Genomic DNA, 18,753 nt, shown 5'->3' on the forward strand with positions numbered 1-18,753 from the left:
CGACTTGATTGCTGACCGATTAGTGTTTAGTTGAACCGCATGGCTCAGCATTTTGACGATAACGCGCTCCTCGACGCAGACAGCATCCCCGAATTTGTGGAAACCGCCGTATTCAAACGCGATGTGTTTTCCGAAACGCGGGCGGGTTATTTCGTGGGCGAGCCGGAAAAGCGCATCATCCGCCGCGTGGTAAGTGCTGCGCCATGGTGGTCGAAACCATTGGCATGGATTCTGGCGCGGCGGGAAATTCGCGGCCTGAAAAAGCTGCGCGGCCTTGAAGGCGTGCCGCAGCTGATCGCCACCGACCGCCATGGGCTTTATCGTTCCTGGACGGAAGGAACCCCCCTGCATCTTGCCCGCCCCACCGATCCACAATGGTATCGCAGCGCCCACCACATCCTGCGCAATCTGCGCCGGCTCGGCATCACCCATAATGATCTCGCCAAGCCGCAGAACTGGCTGATGACCCCGGAAGGCAATGCAGCCATCATCGATTTTCAGCTTGCCAGCGTTCACCGCCGCCGCGGCATGCTCTATCGCTTCATGGCCTATGAGGATTTCCGCCATCTGATCAAACAGAAGCGTTCCTTTGCCAGCCATCTGCTGACACCAACGGAAAGGCGCATTGTCGCGCGCCGCTCATTGCCGTCGCGCATCTGGCTGGCCACAGGCAAGAAGGTCTATAATTTCATTACCCGGGGCATTTTCAGCTGGTCTGATGGCGAGGGCACGGGCGACCGCATCGATAATGAAGGTCCGGCCATCATCGCCGCCCTGAAATCCGATCCGCTGGTCAGCGATGTTGCGCTTACCCTTTATTCGCTGCCCGCAAAGGGCGTTGGCATCTATGCCTTTGTCGAGACCAGCGATCCCGACGAAAAGCGCTTGCGCGCACGGCTGAAAAGCCAGAAAGTCGAACTGATACAACCGGTCAGCAAATTGCCCCGCCGTGAGGATGGCACGATCCGCGACGACATTCTGCGTCTGCTCGCCATGAACCAGATGACGGAACTGGATGCTCTCTTGCAGCGCGAACCGGAAATGCGTGAGATGGTTCAGACACTTGCCGCCAACAGGCGCAATTTCACCGATCGCCGCATCACGCAGCTGGAACATTGATAACAGCCGGTTCAGGCGGATTATTTCCACGCCCTGACTGGTCTTTCGCTAACGAATCACTACATTCGGGGCACGATGTCCGATTTCTCTGACGATATGCCGTTTTTCGGCGATGACGAACCGCCCGCCCGCCCGCATCGGCCACAGGGTAGCGGCCCTGCAGGTGGCCTTGCAGCCCGCGCCATGGCCGCGCGCAACCAGCAGCGCGGCGAGCCTGATTATCTGAAAGGGCTGAATCCCGAACAGCGTCAGGCCGTGCTGACCACGGAAGGCCCGGTTCTGGTACTGGCTGGCGCAGGCACCGGCAAGACACGCGTTCTGACGGCGCGCATTGCCCATATTCTCTCCACCGGCCTTGCCCTGCCCAGCCAGATTCTGGCCGTGACCTTTACCAACAAGGCCGCGCGCGAAATGAAAGAGCGCATCGGCCATATGGTGGGCGGCGCTGTCGAAGGCATGCCATGGCTTGGCACCTTCCACTCGATCGGGGTGAAACTTCTGCGCCGTCATGCCGAACTGGTGAACCTCACCTCGGATTTCACCATTCTGGATACGGATGATGTCATCCGCCTCATCAAGCAGCTGATCCAGTCCGAAGGTCTGGACGACAAGCGCTGGCCGGCACGCACCTTCGCCAACATGATCGACGGCTGGAAGAACAAGGGTTTTGGCCCGGCCGATATTCCGGAAGGCGACGCGCGCTCCTTTGGCAATGGCAAGGGACGCGAGCTTTATCAGGCCTATCAGGACCGTCTGCGCACGCTCAATGCCTGCGATTTCGGCGATCTGCTGTTGCACCCCATCCGCATTTTCCGCACGCACCCGGACATTTTGCGCGAATATCACACCCGATTCCGCTACATCATGGTGGACGAATATCAGGACACCAATACGGCGCAATATTTGTGGCTGCGTCTGCTGGCCCAGCGCCCGCAGCCCAGAAACGCCAGCCCAACAGTTGGCGCCACCGGCGCAAACAGCGTGAGCGAAAACAGACCAGCACAGGTAAATCTGTGCTGTGTCGGCGATGATGACCAGTCGATCTATGGCTGGCGTGGTGCGGAAGTTGATAACATCCTGCGTTTTGACAAGGATTTTCCCGGCGCGACCATCATCAAGCTTGAGCGCAATTATCGTTCGACCGCGCATATTCTGGGCACGGCCGCGCATCTGATCGCGCATAATGAGGGCCGGCTTGGCAAGACGCTGTTTACCGATGCGCCCAACCCGGATGATCCGCGCGTGCTGATCCACGCCGCCTGGGATTCCGAAGAAGAGGCCCGCGCTGTCGGCGAGGCGATCGAGCAGGCCCAGCGCAAGGGCCACAAGCTCAATGACATGGCGATCCTCGTGCGTGCATCGTTCCAGATGCGTGAGTTTGAAGACCGCTTTGTCACGCTTGGCCTCAATTACCGCGTCATTGGCGGCCCACGCTTCTATGAACGGCTCGAAATCCGTGATGCCATGGCCTATTTGCGCGTGGTGGCGCAGCCGGCCGACGATCTGGCGCTGGAGCGTATCATCAACACGCCAAAGCGTGGCCTTGGTGAAGCAGCCATCCGGCAGGTGCATGACCATGCCCGCGCCCGCGGCATTTCAATGTTCGAGGCCGCCTGCGAACTGGTGGAAACGGAAGAGCTGAAGCCCAAGCCGCGTTCGGCCTTGCGTGAGGTGGTCACCAATTTCCGTCGCTGGCAGTCCCTGCTCGACAATACACCGCATACCGAACTGGCCGAAATCATTCTCGATGAATCCGGCTATACCGCCATGTGGCAGAACGACAAGAGCGCGGAAGCACCGGGACGGCTGGAAAACCTCAAGGAACTCATCCGTTCCATGGAAGATTATGAAAGCCTGCGCGGTTTCCTTGAACATGTCGCTCTGGTGATGGATGCCGAGCAGAATGAGGATCTCGATGCCGTCAACATCATGACGCTGCATTCGGCCAAGGGGCTGGAATTCGAGACCGTCTTCCTGCCTGGCTGGGAAGAAGGCCTGTTTCCGCATCAGCGCGCGCTGGATGAAGGCGGACGGGCGGGGCTGGAGGAAGAACGCCGCCTGGCCTATGTCGGCGTGACGCGCGCGAAGAAAAACCTGCATATCTGGTTTGTGTCGAACAGGCGCATCCACGGCATGTGGCAATCGACCATTCCGTCGCGCTTCCTGGATGAATTACCGGAAGATCATGTCGAGATTGCCGAGATGGAAGGCAATTATGGCGGCTATGGCAATGCCTATGGTCAGTCGCGCTTTGACAAGGTCGATCCGTTCCAGAACACTTATGCAACACCCGGCTGGCAACGCGCACAGCAGAACCGCTCGGAGGCGACACGTAACAATTGGGGCTCGCGCTCCGGCGCCCGTGTCGAGCGCATCGGCTATGGCGAGGTGGATTCCGGCTATGGCGCAGGCCGTGGTGCGGTGAAGGCACGCACGATCGAAGGCGAGCTGATTGCCAAGTCGGTTGCCGACAAGCCTTCGACCTTCAAGGTCGGCAGCCGTGTTTTCCATATGAAATTCGGCAATGGCACCGTGTCCGGCGTCGATGGCAACAAGCTCACCATCGAATTCGACAAGGCTGGCCAAAAGCGCGTGCTGGACAGTTTCGTCCAGCCGGCCTGACGGGCCTAGTCAGGCCACATTGGGCTCATTGCGGCGGGCCCTTTTCCCAGGTCACATCGCCGCGGAAGAGCGGCACGGTCGAAAGCGAGGTCTTGGCCGAGCCGTCCTGGACCTGGCTGGCATGGGCAAGATAAAGCAGCGTATTGTTGGTCTGGTCATAGATGCGGGTAATCACCAGCTTCTTCCAGATCAGGCTTGTGCGTTCTGAAAAGACCCGCTCTCCACCCTTGCCAAGCTTGATATCACCAATGACTATCGGCCCGGTCTGTTCGCACGAGATCGATGCATTGGACGGGTCCTCAAACCAGTTGCCCTTCTGCAGACGGTCGATGATACCACGTGAGAAGGAGGCAAGATGGCAGGTAACACCCTTTACCTTCGGATCATGCACGGCATCGATCACGATATCATTGCCGAACCAGTCCACCGGCACCTTGCCAACCTCCTCAGCCATGGCAGACATGACGGATAGCGCCAGAAAAGCAGATGCGCCGAGTAATTTCTTCATCATCAACTCCTGATGTTGCTCCCACGAAAGTTGGCGTCTGGCAGACTTGTTTGCAAGAGCCACACCCATATTTCGCCTGCGGCTGGAAGCATCCGGCCAATTGAATCACATTGGCCAAAATCCATTTCAACAATTTGATTTTATTACAAAATACTGCACTCAGCCGACACTTTCCCACTTCGTGAGAAAAGCTTCAATATCCATATCTTGAATATCGGGAATGGCCTCATAAAGCCGTTCATGCGGCCAATCCCACCAGTTGAGCGCAAGCAGGCGCACAACAATGTCATCGGCAAAACGCTTGCGGATCACCCTTGCCGGAACACCGCCGACAATCGTGTAGGGCGGCACATCCCTTGTCACCACCGCATTGGCGCCAATCACCGCACCATGCCCGATCGTCACCCCCGGCATGATGACGGCCCCATGGCCAATCCACACATCATGGCCGATCGTCACGCGGCGCTGTTGTCGTCTTGCCCGAAAAACGCCATCGACACCGAGATAGCGGAAATATTCATTGGGGCGATAGCTGACCTTGTGCGTGGTCAACCGCTCCATCGGATGTTCCAGCGCATTGATGCGCACATGAGAGGCAATCGAGCAGAACCTGCCAATATCGGCATAGATGCCCTCGCCATTGCGCTCAAAATAGGTGAAGTCGCCCACCGTCACGTCACGCAGGATCACCCGCTCGCCAATATCGACATAGCGCCCCAGCTTCACGCCCTTCAGTTGCGCGGTTGAATGAATGCGCGGTTCGCTGTTCTGAAACCGGAGATCGCCGTCCTGCGTCATTTCATTTCTTTCTGAACAAACTGATATTTGCTATCCCGGAAGCGGGCATTTTGGGACAAGACATGCGTAACTGACAATGCCATATTGCTGCCTTCAAATGTGGTTTGACCATCAATCTGCAGGATGGCTTATGGTTGCCCAACAGGCGATACCATTTCGGGCGCATCCCGACCATGGGTTTGATGGCGCCTCCAACAACAAGGTTGACCGGATATGAAAAAATTTCTGCCCATCTTCATTCTGACCTTTGTTGTCGTCATCATTGCGGCGGCAGCCTTCAACCTGATCCGCGACCGACAGGCGGCCAATGAGCCTTTCGGCGGCCCGCTCAATCTTGTCACCATGGACGGCAAACCCTTTACCGAACAGGATCTGCGTGCAACCCCCGTGGCGCTGTTTTTCGGCTATACGCATTGCCCGGATGTCTGCCCCACCACGCTTTACGAGCTGGATGGCTGGTTGAAGCAGCTTGGGGCAGAGGGTGAAAACATCAAGGCCTATTTTGTCACCGTCGATCCGGAACGTGACACGCAGGATGTGTTGAAGCTTTATGTCGGCAATGTCTCCGACCGCATCACCGGCCTTACCGGCACCCCGGAAAACATCGCAGAGGCAATCAGGTCCTATCATATCTATGCCCGCAAGGTGCCGGATTCGGATGGCGGCTATACGATGGATCACACGGCCTCTGTCTTCCTGCTCGACAAGGGCGGCCGCTTCCGCAGCACCATCGCCTATCAGGAGAATGCAGAGACTGCGCTGGAAAAGTTGAAGAATCTGGCAAAACGCTCCACGAAGGGGTAAACAGCTACTCTGAATCTGAAAGAGAACAGCGATCAATGACCCAGTTCAAACTCTTCCATACGGCAGAAAAAGCCGAAGCCGAGCGCCTTTACGCCACCATCGAACAATTGTTCGAGGATGACGGCTTTCCCGTTGCCATCACCGAAATCGATGAGGACAGGCAGATCTTTGAAGTCTCTATCTATGTCGAGGGCGAGGTTGCGGAAGTCGCAGCCCGCATTGATGCAGCCATTGGCTCAGGCACGTTTGAATGGGAAGAACTGCCGGATATTGATTGGGTCACCCATTCTCTGGCCGGCCTCAAACCGGTGCGCGCCGGACGTTTCTTTGTTCACGGTTCGCATGACCGCGACAAGATCACCCCGGATGACATTGCCATCGAGATTGATGCCGGTCAGGCTTTTGGCACCGGCCATCACGGTACGACGGCAGGCTGCCTCGAAATGATCGAGGAGATCGTCGAAAGCGAACATCCGACCAATGCGCTTGATCTTGGTACGGGTAGTGCTGTTCTGGCGATTGCCATTGCCAAGCTTGCGCCGATTCCGGTTCTTGCCACCGACATTGATCCGGTCGCCGTTTCGGTTGCTGCCGAAAACATCATCAAGAACGGCGTTGCCGAACATGTTGTCACAGCGACTGCCGAAGGTTTTGGCCATCCGATCTTCCGCTCCTATGCGCCATTTGACCTGATCGTTGCCAATATTCTTGCCAATCCGCTGATGGAGCTTGCCCCTGGCATCAAACAGCATCTTGCCCCCGGTGGCTCGATCATCCTGTCCGGCATTCTTGAAAGCCAGCACGATGCCGTGATTGTCGCCTATGAGGCACAAGGGCTCACCCATCAAAAGACGCTGCATCGCGAAGGCTGGGTGACGATCCATATGAAATGATGCCGGCGGTCTGATCCCGCCCGCACGAGCTGATGCTTGCCACGCGATCTGTTGTCTGAACTGTCCTGTTTCGAGGTGTCCCATGGCTTTCCAGTCTTTCGAGGTAACCAGCAATCCTGCCAATGGCGCGCCCCGCGTTGCCGCCTTGCGGGAAAAAATGGCAGCGCTTGGACTTGATGGATTTCTTGTGCCGCGCGCTGACGAGCATCAGGGCGAATATGTGCCGCCACGCGCCCAGCGCCTCGGCTGGCTGACAGGCTTTACCGGCTCGGCCGGCGCCGCCCTCATCCTGAAAGACAAGGCCTATATCTTTGTCGATGGTCGCTACGAATTGCAGGTGCGCGCGCAGACCGATCCGGCCGTGTTTTCTTATGAAAGCCTTGTCAGCAATCCGCCGCATGTCTTTCTCGCCGACCATGGCAAGGGACTGCGCATCGGCTTCGACCCATGGCTGCACACCATTGCCGAAACCAAGGCCCTTGCCGCAGCGCTTGAAAAGCGGGGCGGCAGCCTGGTGCCGGTGGCTGAAAATCTGGTCGATCTCATCTGGGACGATCAGCCAGATGCACCCAAAGGCCCAGTCAGCATTCAGCCTGCACGTTTTGCCGGCCGTGAGGCACGGGACAAGATTGCCGAAATGCAGCAGGCCGTGGCTGCAAGCGGAGCAGACGCTACCGTTCTGACCGATCCGTCTTCTGTTGCCTGGGTCTTCAACATTCGCGGCAAGGATGTCTCCAACACCCCGCTTCCCTTGAGCTTTGCCATCATCCCGGCCAAGGGCGAACCGGAACTCTTCATCGATGAAGCAAAGCTCGATATCGAGCCGCGCGCCTATCTCACCCAGCTTGCCAGACTGCTGCCGCCGCAGGATCTGGAAAAGAGCCTTGCCGCGCGGGCAAAGTCCGGTGAGGCCATCCTGCTTGATTCCAGTCTTGCGGCCGAAAAGCTGCGTCTCATCGTGGAAACGGCAGGCGGCAAGGTGATCGACGGCAGGGATCCTGCCCGCCTGCCGCGCGCAGTCAAGAACAAGGCCGAACTTGACGGCTCGCGCGCAGCGCATGAGCGTGATGGTGTTGCCATGGTCAATTTCCTGTCCTGGCTTGACACACAGCCCCCCGGCACCATTGATGAAATCACCGCCGCGCAGAAGCTGGAAGAAGCCCGCGCCAAGGCCGGCAATGACTTCCAGATGCCGCTTGAGGATATTTCCTTCGACACCATTTCCGGTGCCGGCCCCAATGGCGCAATCATTCATTATCGCGTCAATACCGAAACCAACCGCACGCTCAATGATGGCGAACTGTTCCTGCTTGATTCAGGCGCGCAATATCGCGATGGCACGACCGACATCACCCGCACCGTGCCCGTAGGCGCAATCAAGCCAGAAACCGTGCGCGCCTTCACACTGGTGCTCAAAGGCATGATTGCCATCTCCACTGCCCGTTTCCCGGCCGGCACGCGCGGACAGGATCTGGACGTTCTGGCGCGCATTGCCTTGTGGAAACATGGCTTTGACTATGCCCATGGCACCGGCCACGGCGTTGGTTCCTATCTGGCCGTGCATGAGGGACCGCAGCGTCTGGCCAAGACCGGCACGCAGGAACTGCTTCCGGGCATGATCCTTTCCAATGAGCCGGGCTATTACAAGCCGGGCCATTTCGGCATCCGCATCGAAAACCTGATCATCGTCACCGAGCCGAAGGTACCTGCAGGTGGCGACATCGCAATGATGGGCTTTGAGACGCTGACCTATTGCCCGATCGACCGCCGGCTGATCGATGTTACGCTTCTTACACAGGAGGAGCGCGACTGGCTCAACGATTACCACGCAAAAGTCTATGCCAGATTGTCCGGCCATCTGGATGAGGCCACGCGAAAATGGCTGGAATGGGCAACCGCACCACTCTGATTGCGGGCAGATCATTTGTCTTCATGCAAACGCCGATCCGGTCTGCCCGGATCGGCGTTTATTTTCAGCCGGGGAAAAAGTGGCGCAGGGCAATGAGCACCACTGCACCGCAGATAAAGGATTTGAGCAGGTTCACACGCAGCGACATCACGATACAGACGATGAGGGCTGCCAGCTCCTTCCAGCCATGATCAAAGGCAGGCGGTGCCACCAGTGTCGTCAGAACTGCCGCCGGAACGGCATTAAGCCCTGCTTCCACGCGGTAATGAATGCGCTCAAAGCGCGACAGGATGAGATAGCCGCCAATGCGGGTGAGATAGGTGACGACAGCGCCCGCCACGATGATCCAGAAAAAATCGGTCACAGATTCGCTTCCTTCGGCTTGGCGAGAATGACGGCAACGGCAATGCCGCCAATGGCGCCGATCGAGACATGCCAGGGCGAGCCGATAAAATGATAGGCAAGGATGGAGGAAAGCGCACTTGCCGCGACCACCGGAAACCAGTGCTCGCGCGAGCGGAATCCCATGACAAGGCACATGAAATACATGGGCAGCATGAAATCGATGCCCCATGCATAAGGATCCTTGATCAGCTTGCCAAAACGCGCACCGATATAGCCATCAATCACCCACATCGGATAGATGCACATGGAAAAGCCGAGATAGCCGATGAAGGTGACCGGCTTGCCTGCCTCGGCACGGCTTTCGACATCGGCATATTGCGGATCGGCGAGGAAGAAGAAGGTCAGCGCCTTCTGGATGAAGCTGAAATGCTGTATCCGCCGCCCGACAGCAGCAGAATAAAGCACATGGCGAAAATTGACCGCGAAAATCGACAGCACGATCATCCATGGCGCAATATGCTGGCCAAACAGCTCCAGCCCCACCATCTGGCTTGCGCCAGCAAAGATCGCCGCACTCATGAAAACGGCATCAGCCGTGGTAAAACCATTATCGATGGCAATGGCACCAAACAGCATGCCGAACGGCATGATGGCAATCGTCACCGGCAGCGCGGTGCGAAAGCCTTCCCAAAACAATGCCGCATTGGAGGCCTTGCCTTTGATCATATTGGCCTGAGACACCGGCCCTCTCCCATTCATGCTTTGAAGGCACATCCCGAAATGTTCCACCAGATTTCGGTTCCCATGCCGCCTAGACAGGTCAGGGCAGATGTCTGATTCGACTTTGGAATAAACATGCCCTGAAACGCCCTCTAAAGAGCATGGCGTTTCTTGTCACGTCAGTTTCATTGAAGTGACTGATAAATCTTTATGATCAATCATCATGCGGGCAGCGACTGCTCTATGCGCTTGCCCTAGTCGATCAGCGGTCTTGCGCGCATGGCAAAATCAAACAGGCGGTCGGCAAGAGCCGGATCGGTAATCTCGGCCGGATCAATTTCCATGCGCACGACAAAATGCCGGTTGCGAATGGCCGCAACCAGATCGGGCCCGTTTACTGTCTCAAACCCGCGCGGATTGCGTTTCAGCCGATCATGATCGCTAAATGTGAGACCGTTTTTCTTCAAGGCCGCGACCATGGCGCGAAACCTTTCCGGTTCATCAACGATCGACTGCCGCATGGCTGCAAGCAATGCTGGCCTTGGGCTCCACCAGGCAACACCGGCATAACAATCGCGCACACCCGGCAGACCAATGCAGACATAGAAACAGCCACTTTCATCCCATTTCGAGCCGGATACCGACAGAAGTGCCGATAAATGCCGGTTATAGGGCGCCTTGTCCCGGGAAAAGCGCGTATCGCGCTTGATACGAAACAGCGATTTCACCCGGTCGCCCTTGAACGGCAGACCGGCCTTTGCAAAGCGTTCGGTCAGCTCTTCAACCAGATCGCCGAGTGGCTCTTTCAAATGCTTTTCAAAAATATCCCTGTTTTCCAAAAACCATTCGCGGTTCTGATGGAAATCAAGCGCCTTCAGGAAGGCTATGGCCTTGTCGCCAAAGCCTTGAAAGGGCGCCATCACTCACTCCTCCCCGACCAGTCTGAACCAGGCATCCTCATCAATCACCTCAATACCAAGCTCCTGCGCCTTGGCAAGCTTTGAGCCTGCGCCCGGCCCGGCCACAACCAGATCAGTCTTTCTGGAAACGGAACCAGCCGTCTTTGCACCATAGCGTTCGGCCATGGCCTTGGCTTCATCGCGCGACATGCGCTCCAGCGAACCGGTAAAGACGATTGTCTTGCCTTCAACCGGCGAACCGGTTGCAATCTGCACCTCTTCATCAAGCGGTTTCACTTCCGCAAGAAGTGAGGCCAGAGCCTCCCGGTTATGTGGCTCGGCATAAAAATCGACGACGGCTTCGGCAACGATGGTGCCAATACCTTCAATTGATGTCAGTTCCTGCCATGCCTCATTGCCCTTGTCATTGCGGTCGCCTTCCCTCGGCGGACGGGCTTCGAGCACGGCTCTTTCAAAGGCCTGATAGGAGCGATAGGCGCGTGCCAGACGCTTGGCATTGACCTCGCCGACATGGCGGATGCCAAGGCCGAACAGGAAGCGGGAAAACGCAATTTCCCGCCTTGCATTGATCGCGTCATAAAGCTTGCGCACTGAGGTTGCGCCAAAGCCTTCGATATTTTCAAGCTTCTTGAGCGAAGCTTCCTGGCGCTTCTGCAGGGTGAAGATATCGGCTGGCGATCGGATCGAAAGGCTTGGATCCTGCGCATTGAAGAAGAACTCGACCTGCTTTTCACCAAGCCCCTCAATGTCAAAGGCATTGCGCGACACAAAATGGCGAAGCCGCTCCATGGCCTGCGCCGGACAGGTGAGCCCCGCCGTGCAGCGATAGACCGATTCTCCCTCCTCGCGCACGGCATGGCTGCCGCAAATCGGGCATTGATGCGGAAACTGGAATGGCACCGCATCGGCAGGCCGCTTCTCAAGCACGACATCGACGATCTGCGGAATGACGTCGCCCGCGCGCTGCACGATCACGGTGTCGCCAATGCGAATGTCCCGTCCCTCGCGCAACGGCTCGCCCTTGAGCCCGATGCCCTTGATGTAATCTTCATTGTGCAGCGTTGCATTGGTCACCACCACACCGCCAACCGTGATCGGCTCAAGCCGCGCCACCGGCGTCAGTGCACCGGTGCGGCCAACCTGAATGTCGATGCCACGCAAGATGGTTGTCGCCTGTTCTGCCGGGAATTTATGCGCAATTGCCCAGCGCGGGCTGCGCGAGCGAAAACCGAGCCGGTTCTGCAGCTCGATCCGGTCGACCTTGTAGACCACGCCGTCAATGTCATAATCGAGATTGGGCCGTTCCATACCGATCGCGCGGTAATGGCCAAGCAGCCCATCAACACTGTTAAAGCGCTGCATCAGCGGATTGACCGGAAAGCCCCATTTGCGGAAAACCTCAACCATGCCCATCTGCGTATCGGCCGGCATGTCCGACATGTCACCCCAGGCATAGGCGAAGAATTTGAGCTTGCGACTTGCCGTCACCTTCGGGTCGAGCTGGCGCAGTGAACCTGCCGCCGTATTGCGTGGATTGACATAGGTCTGCCTGCCCTCGGCCGCCATCTGGGCATTGAGCGCCAGAAAATCGCTTTTTGCCATATAGACTTCGCCGCGCACTTCCACCACATCCGGCGCATCGGCGGGCAATTGTTTCGGGATTTCGGCGATGGTGAGAATATTGGCGGTCACATTTTCGCCCGTGGTGCCATCGCCGCGGGTGGCTCCATGAACCAGCCTGCCCTTTTCATAGCGGATCGACATGGAAAGCCCATCGATCTTCGGCTCGGCGGTAAAGGCGATGGAATTGTCCGGCAGCATGCCCAGAAAACGATAAACACTGCCGACAAAATCCTGCACATCCTCATCCGAAAAGGCATTGTCGAGGGAGAGCATCGGCTTGACATGGGTGATGGGCGCAAATTGCGTCAGTTGCGGCGCAGCCCCCACCCGCTTCGACGGACTGTCCTCGCGCACAAGCTCGGGAAAGCGCGCTTCGATCGCCTCATTGCGCCGCTTCAGCGCATCATATTCGGCATCCGAAATTTCCGGCTGGTCCTTGGCATGGTAAAGCGCATCATGCCGGGCAATCTCGCGTGCAAGATGAGCCAGTTCTGCGGCAGCTTCCAGAGCGGTCAATTGATCAACGGCAATCTCGGTGCCGGTTGTGCGGGCTTTTTTCGCCATGGCTTACATCAGTCCTGCAGGAAGGAATCGGGCAGAGGATAGTCAAGAACGGCCCCGCGCGATACTGCTGCATCCCTTACGAACAGATGATCCTGACAGAACAATGTCATGATCAGGAGGCGAAGGCGCGGTTTTCGGCAAGCAGCCGTTCTGCCGCCTTGCGCGCTTCCTCGGTAATGCTGGCGCCGGCCAGCATGCGGGCAATTTCTTCCTGGCGCTCATCCGCACCCATGACGCGGATCGAGGTTGCCATGCGGTCATCACTGGTCGCCGACTTGGCGATCAGGAAATGCGTCGAAGCACGCGCGGCAACCTGCGGCGCATGGGTGACCGACAGAACCTGCACGCGTTCGGAAAGCCGCGCCAGACGCTGGCCAATGGCATCGGCAACCGCTCCGCCAACGCCGGTATCGATTTCGTCAAACACCAGTGTCGGGGCAGAACCACGATCCGCCAGCGCCACCTTCAGCGCCAGAAGAAAACGCGACAGCTCGCCGCCTGAAGCCACTTTCATCATCGGCCCGGCGCGCGTACCGGGATTGGTACGCACCCAATATTCAACCGTATCAATACCCTCAGCCGTGCGTGATTCCGGGTCACTTGTCATTTCGACCAGAAATTCCGCCCGTTCAAGCTTCAGTGCCGGCAATTCTGCCATCACGGCAGCCTTGAGATGTTCCGCCGCCTCGCGCCGCTTGGCGGAAAGCTCTGCCGCAGCCCTGTCATAGGCAGCGCGCGCCTCAGAAGCCTCTGCCTCAAGCTGGATGAGCTTTTCTGCGCCTGCGTCAAGATCGGCCAGATCGGCATCCATCCTGTCACGCAGCGCCGACAGTGATTCAACCGGCACGGAATATTTGCGCGCTGCCGCCCGCAGCGCAAACAGGCGTTCTTCCACCTGTTCCAATTCGCGTGGATCAAAATCAATCTCACGCATGGCATGGTCAATGCCATCCTGCGCCAGTGCCAGACTGTTCAGCGCCTCATCGATTGCCTTGCATACCGGTTCCAGCAGATGCGGTGCTTCCGGGATCTTGCGCTCCAGCCGGCGCACCAGACTCGCCAGCGTCGGCACGGGCGAGCCCTGCCCGGACAGGATTTCGCCCGCCTCATTGATGTCACCGGCAATCTTTTCCGATTTCATCATCACGGCGCGGCGTTCGGCCAGTTCTTCCTCTTCGTTGGGCTGCGGATCAAGCCTGGTGAGTTCCTCGACGGACGCCCGCAGATAATCGCCCTCGCGCTCGGCAGCTTCCACCTTGGCCCGGTGCCTGTTCAGCGCGTTTTCGGCATCGCGCCACGCCCTGTGGCGCTCGCGCACCAGACTGGCCTCGTGTTCCAGCCCGCCAAAGGCATCAAGCAGCGTGCGATGCAGATCGGTGTCCACCAGAGCGCGGTCATCATGCTGACCATGGATTTCGACCAGCTTTTTGCCAAGTTCGCGCAAAAGCGCGACACTTGCCGCCTGATCATTGATGAAGACACGGGTGCGGCCATCGCTCATCTGCAGACGACGCAGAATAATGTCGCCGTCATCATCAAACCCGTTTTCGCGCAGGAAAAGCCGGGCTGGATGATTGCCCGGCACGTCAAACACCGCCGTCACCTGGCCATGTTCGGCACCATCGCGCACGAGCGATGCATCGCCGCGCGCGCCAAGCGCAAGTGACAGCGAATCGAGCAGGATCGATTTACCTGCCCCGGTCTCGCCGGTAAGCACCGACAAGCCCGGCTTGAACTCAATATCGAGCCTTTCAATCAGGACAATATCACGGATCGACAGGTTCGACAGCATATGCGTTTCCGCTTACTGAGGCGCACCAGTGATCAGTGAAGATGCCCGTGCCAGCCAGGAGCCACTGTTTTCACGCGGCGACAGACCGCCCGACTGCAGCAGCTTGTAACTGTCCTTGTACCACTGGCTGTCCGGGAAGTTCTTACCCAGAACGGAAGCCGCCATCTGCGCTTCCGATGTCAGGCCAAGCGCATAATAGGCCTCGACCAGACGGGCCAGCGCTTCTTCGACCTGACGGGTATTGGAATAATCCTCGACAACGCCGCGGAAGCGCTTGATTGCGGCCAGATATTCCTTGCGTTCAAGATAATAGCGACCGATCTGCATTTCCTTGCCGGCGAGTTGGTCGCGCGCGACACGGATCTTGGCCTTGGCATCCTCGGTATATTCCGAATCCGGGAAACGATCGACCACTTCCTGCATCGCAGCGATGGCACGGCGGCTTGCGGCCTGATCGCGTGTGACATCCGGAATCTGACGGAAATAGGACAGGCCGATGATGTAATAGGCATAGGCCGATTCAGGCGAGGTTGGGTAAAGCGTGTTGTAACGCTTTGCCATATTGATGGCTTCCTCGTAATTGCCCTGCCGGTAATTGGTGAAGGCTGCCATCACCAGCGCCTTGCGCGCCCATTCCGTATAGGGATGCTGGCGTTCGATGGCGGCAAACTTCTTTGCCGCCTCGTTCAGGCGTCCGGCATCCAGATTGGCCAGACCTTCATTGTAAAGCTTGTCTGCAGGCTCGATCGACTCGACATAGGTGGCCAGATCGATATCTTCATCCTTGCTTGCGCAACCGACGAGCGTCACAACAACAGCCAGCGCACTTGTCAGCAGTGCAGTTTTTGTCACACCCGTAAATCTGAAACTCGTCATGCGGTCTCCGGCCTTCTGGCAGCATCTTTTCCGAATGGCATAGCTGAAGTTTGCCTTCAGCACAAATAGCATTCATCCAAATATTACAGCACTCGCAAAGCGAATATGCTCACATGCCTCAGAGCAGTTCCAGGAAAGTGGAAACCGGTTTTCCGTCCGGAACTGCGAAAAGACAATATGTTGGTGCAATTCAGAGTCTCCGTGAAAATCTGAATTGCGCTAGCCGTCCATAAACCATAATGGCGCGCAATCGGCAATCGTCTAGCGCATCTATCGCCAGAAATTGCTGCAACTTTGCAAATAACGCCAATGATTTGGGCAGCCTCCCCAGATGATTCTGCCATCGCGGCCCAATTATGACCAAGCCCGGCATAAATCATCCCGGTCTGATTTGTCAGCCCTGAACAATTTCATAGGCCGATGCATCGGCCAGCAGCGCCTTGACTGCTTCGCTGTTCAGCCTGTGCCCGCCGCGATAAGATGCATAGCAACCGATGAAAGGCATGCCGGCAAGCGCCAGATCGCCCACCGCATCAAGTGTCTTGTGGCGGACAAATTCATCGGCAAAGCGCAGGCCCTCTGGGTTCATCACCTGATTATCCTCGCCAATTGCCACGGTATTGTCAAGCGACGCCCCCAGCGCAAGGCCTGCCGCATGCAGCCTTGCCACATCCTTCATGAAGCCAAAGGTGCGCGCATCGGCAATTTCCCGGCTGAAGACCTCGGCACTCATGTCGCCGGCAAATTTCTGCCGACCGATGACCGCAACATCAAAATCGATCTCGACTTCATAGCGCGTCCCGTCATAGGGGCGGAACTCGCCCCATGAACTGCCGGCCTCAACACGCACCGGCTTCAGAATGCGGAGATAACGGCGGCGAACCTCCTGCTGCACCAGGCCCACCCTGGCAAAGGCTGCAACATATTCGCGTGAGGATCCATCGAGAATCGGCACTTCCGGCCCGCTCACCCGCACGCGCAGATTATCAATGCCCAATGCGGTGACTGCAGCCATGAGATGTTCGATCGTATCGATTCGTGCCGCGCGCGCACCGATCGATGTGCACAGATCCGTTGCCCCGATCTGCTCCACATGCGCCGGCACCCATGGACTGCCGTCAATGTCGGCCCGTTGAAAGACGATCCCCGTATTCACTTCGGCTGGCAGAAAGGTCACCGCGGCAGGCTTGCCACCATGTACGCCAATGCCCGATACCGTCACTTCGCCGCCAATTGTGCCTTGAAAATTCTGCACGACCATTCCAATCATTTGCTCAGCATCATTACTGCTTACCTGAAGCCAGACCCGCATGGCATCCAATCGGGCCAATTTTGCGGCTTTCTCATATTTTATATTATTGCATCAGCTTTAGAGCAGTTCCGCGAAAATAAGGAACCTGTTTTCCGCGCCGCAAACAAAAATGCCGCAGGCTTTCACCTGCGGCATCCGAAATCATCATCCGGTCAATCAGTTCGACTGGCGGCGCAGGAAAGCCGGAATTTCGAGCTGATCATCTTCCGAAACTGCGCGGGCGCGGCCCTGATCATCGAGCTGGCCACGGCGTGGCTGATAGATCGATGCATCCTGCTGCGGCATGCGGCGTGGTTCTGCCGGACGCAAGGCTGGTTCGCGTGCCGGTTCCAGACGGGCAGCCGGCTGCTCTTCGTCGCGACGCGACAGGCCCTGCAGCAGACGGTTGAACAGGCCCTTGGAGCCGCGTTCTTCCTGTGGCTGAGCCGGTGCCTGCTGCGCACGACGGGCATTGAATTCAGCCTGCGCCTGTGGCGGGAAGTCGGAAACCGAAGGCATGCGCGGGGCCGGACGCGGTTCACGCATGGGCTCTACATGCATCTGCTGCGGTTGCTGATAGGTCTGCTGCTGGACAGCCTGGGCGGTCGCCTGGGCAGCCTGCTGCGGTGCACGCGCAACCACCGGTGCGCGGTCAAAGGCTTCCGGTGCAGGAGCCTGGAAAATGCGGCTCTGCGGACGGAAGGCTGGCTCGGCGGCTGCAACCGGAGCAGCCGGGGCAACCGGCATTTCGGCTTCTGCAGCCTGGGCAACAGGCTCCTGCTGGACCGGCTGTTCAACGACCGGCGGACGCAGCGCGCCATGTGGCGCAACCGGCTTGGTAGCCGTCTGTACGGCAGGCTTTACCGGCTGGCGAAATTCGATCGGCGCAGGCGCCGCATCTCCTTGCTGCTTGTCGATACCGGTTGCGACGACGGATACGCGGATCACGCCTTCCAGACCTTCGTCGAAGGTTGCGCCGAGGATGATGTTTGCATCCGGATCGACTTCCTCGCGGATGCGGGTTGCAGCCTCATCAACCTCAAACAGCGTCATGTCGCGGCCGCCGGTGATCGAGATCAGCAGGCCCTTGGCACCGCGCATCGAGGTTTCATCAAGCAGCGGATTGGCAATTGCAGCTTCGGCAGCAGCCATTGCGCGGCCTTCGCCGGAAGCCTCGCCCGTGCCCATCATTGCCTTGCCCATTTCGCGCATGACCGAACGAACGTCGGCGAAGTCGAGATTGATCAGGCCTTCCTTGACCATCAGATCGGTAATGCAGGCAACGCCCGAATAGAGCACCTGGTCAGCCATGGCAAAAGCATCGGCGAAGGTGGTCTTGTCGTTGGCAATGCGGAAGAGGTTCTGGTTCGGGATAACGATGAGCGTATCGACGTTTTTCTGCAGCTCTTCGATGCCCATCTCGGCGGTCTTCATGCGACGCTGGCCTTCAAAATGGAAAGGCTTGGTCACAACGCCCACGGTCAGAATGCCGCGTTCACGCGCAGCACGCGCAACAACCGGAGCAGCCCCCGTACCGGTGCCGCCGCCCATGCCGGCAGTGACAAAGCACATATGCGTGCCATTCAGGTGATCGATGATTTCATCGATGCATTCTTCAGCGGCCGCACGGCCAACTTCCGGCTGTGAACCCGCGCCGAGACCTTCGGTTACGGCAGCACCCAGCTGAATGATACGTTCAGCCTTCGACATTGTCAGCGCCTGAGCGTCAGTGTTGGCCACAACGAAATCAACACCGCGCAAACCAGCATTGATCATGTTGTTAACCGCATTGCCGCCGCCGCCGCCAACACCGAATACGGTGATGCGGGGCTTCAGCTCGGTGATGTCCGGCCTTTGCAGATTGATTGTCATTGTCCTATTCCTCTTAAGCCTCGCCACCGCTTCGCCATAGCGGTGTCATGAATTGTTACCCAAATGGTTGCGCCCAGATTTGAAACTGATTGCGCTT

Annotated in this window: 15 protein-coding genes; 5 read left to right on the top strand and 10 right to left on the bottom strand. The window is 57.8% G+C overall.

Annotated elements, in window-relative coordinates; translation table 11 throughout:
• The first annotated feature begins 39 nt into the window (after positions 1 to 39).
• On the top strand, positions 40 to 1,119 hold the full coding sequence (locus ACFO1V_RS09200; RefSeq protein ID WP_374829190.1) for a serine/threonine protein kinase: 1,080 nt from the start codon (positions 40 to 42) through the stop codon (positions 1,117 to 1,119).
• A gap of 75 nt (positions 1,120 to 1,194) precedes the next feature.
• Complete coding sequence (locus ACFO1V_RS09205; protein WP_374829188.1) at positions 1,195 to 3,741, top strand: ATP-dependent helicase; 2,547 nt, start codon at positions 1,195 to 1,197, stop codon at positions 3,739 to 3,741.
• Between the two features lie 25 nt (positions 3,742 to 3,766).
• Here the strand turns inward: ACFO1V_RS09205 and ACFO1V_RS09210 are convergent, their stop codons facing one another.
• Positions 3,767 to 4,249, bottom strand: coding sequence for a CreA family protein (locus ACFO1V_RS09210; protein ID WP_374829186.1), 483 nt, complete (start codon positions 4,247 to 4,249; stop codon positions 3,767 to 3,769).
• 159 nt (positions 4,250 to 4,408) lie between these two features.
• Positions 4,409 to 5,047: a DapH/DapD/GlmU-related protein gene (locus tag ACFO1V_RS09215; RefSeq protein WP_374829184.1), complete on the bottom strand. Its 639-nt coding sequence runs from the start codon at positions 5,045 to 5,047 to the stop codon at positions 4,409 to 4,411.
• 213 nt (positions 5,048 to 5,260) lie between these two features.
• On the opposite strand from ACFO1V_RS09215, the gene ACFO1V_RS09220 reads away from it, so the two are divergent.
• The 3 genes from ACFO1V_RS09220 to ACFO1V_RS09230 all read left to right on the top strand — a co-directional run bounded on the left by ACFO1V_RS09220 (position 5,261) and on the right by ACFO1V_RS09230 (position 8,653).
• Entirely contained in the window at positions 5,261 to 5,851 is a 591-nt protein-coding gene (locus ACFO1V_RS09220; protein ID WP_374829182.1) for an SCO family protein, read from the top strand.
• A 35-nt stretch (positions 5,852 to 5,886) separates the two neighbouring features.
• Complete coding sequence (locus tag ACFO1V_RS09225; RefSeq protein ID WP_374829180.1) at positions 5,887 to 6,744, top strand: 50S ribosomal protein L11 methyltransferase; 858 nt, start codon at positions 5,887 to 5,889, stop codon at positions 6,742 to 6,744.
• Positions 6,745 to 6,826: 82 nt separating this feature from the next.
• Positions 6,827 to 8,653: an aminopeptidase P family protein gene (locus tag ACFO1V_RS09230; RefSeq protein WP_374829178.1), complete on the top strand. Its 1,827-nt coding sequence runs from the start codon at positions 6,827 to 6,829 to the stop codon at positions 8,651 to 8,653.
• A 64-nt stretch (positions 8,654 to 8,717) separates the two neighbouring features.
• Here the strand turns inward: ACFO1V_RS09230 and ACFO1V_RS09235 are convergent, their stop codons facing one another.
• The 8 genes from ACFO1V_RS09235 to ftsZ form a co-directional block, all read right to left on the bottom strand.
• On the bottom strand, positions 8,718 to 9,017 hold the full coding sequence (locus tag ACFO1V_RS09235; protein WP_374829176.1) for an AzlD family protein: 300 nt from the start codon (positions 9,015 to 9,017) through the stop codon (positions 8,718 to 8,720).
• A complete protein-coding gene (locus ACFO1V_RS09240; RefSeq protein ID WP_374829650.1) occupies positions 9,014 to 9,724 on the bottom strand; it encodes an AzlC family ABC transporter permease in 711 nt (236 codons plus the stop codon). Before ACFO1V_RS09240 ends, ACFO1V_RS09235 begins: the two co-directional genes overlap by 4 nt.
• 248 nt (positions 9,725 to 9,972) lie before the next feature.
• Positions 9,973 to 10,638 (bottom strand): DUF2461 domain-containing protein, encoded by a 666-nt coding sequence (locus ACFO1V_RS09245; RefSeq protein ID WP_374829174.1) that lies wholly within the window; start codon positions 10,636 to 10,638, stop codon positions 9,973 to 9,975.
• Positions 10,639 to 10,641: 3 nt separating this feature from the next.
• Complete coding sequence (ligA, locus tag ACFO1V_RS09250; protein ID WP_374829172.1) at positions 10,642 to 12,825, bottom strand: NAD-dependent DNA ligase LigA; 2,184 nt, start codon at positions 12,823 to 12,825, stop codon at positions 10,642 to 10,644.
• A gap of 112 nt (positions 12,826 to 12,937) precedes the next feature.
• Positions 12,938 to 14,617 (bottom strand): DNA repair protein RecN, encoded by a 1,680-nt coding sequence (gene recN, locus ACFO1V_RS09255; RefSeq protein ID WP_374829170.1) that lies wholly within the window; start codon positions 14,615 to 14,617, stop codon positions 12,938 to 12,940.
• A 12-nt stretch (positions 14,618 to 14,629) separates the two neighbouring features.
• Positions 14,630 to 15,493 (bottom strand): outer membrane protein assembly factor BamD, encoded by an 864-nt coding sequence (locus ACFO1V_RS09260; protein ID WP_374829168.1) that lies wholly within the window; start codon positions 15,491 to 15,493, stop codon positions 14,630 to 14,632.
• A 394-nt stretch (positions 15,494 to 15,887) separates the two neighbouring features.
• Entirely contained in the window at positions 15,888 to 16,748 is an 861-nt protein-coding gene (gene lpxC / locus ACFO1V_RS09265; protein ID WP_374829166.1) for a UDP-3-O-acyl-N-acetylglucosamine deacetylase, read from the bottom strand.
• 213 nt (positions 16,749 to 16,961) lie between these two features.
• Positions 16,962 to 18,656 (bottom strand): cell division protein FtsZ, encoded by a 1,695-nt coding sequence (gene ftsZ, locus ACFO1V_RS09270; RefSeq protein ID WP_374829164.1) that lies wholly within the window; start codon positions 18,654 to 18,656, stop codon positions 16,962 to 16,964.
• Between the last annotated feature and the right edge of the window lie 97 nt (positions 18,657 to 18,753).

The sequence above is a fragment of the Daeguia caeni genome (assembly GCF_042653845.1).
GTDB classification, from domain to species: Bacteria; Pseudomonadota; Alphaproteobacteria; order Rhizobiales; family Rhizobiaceae; genus Brucella; species Brucella caeni.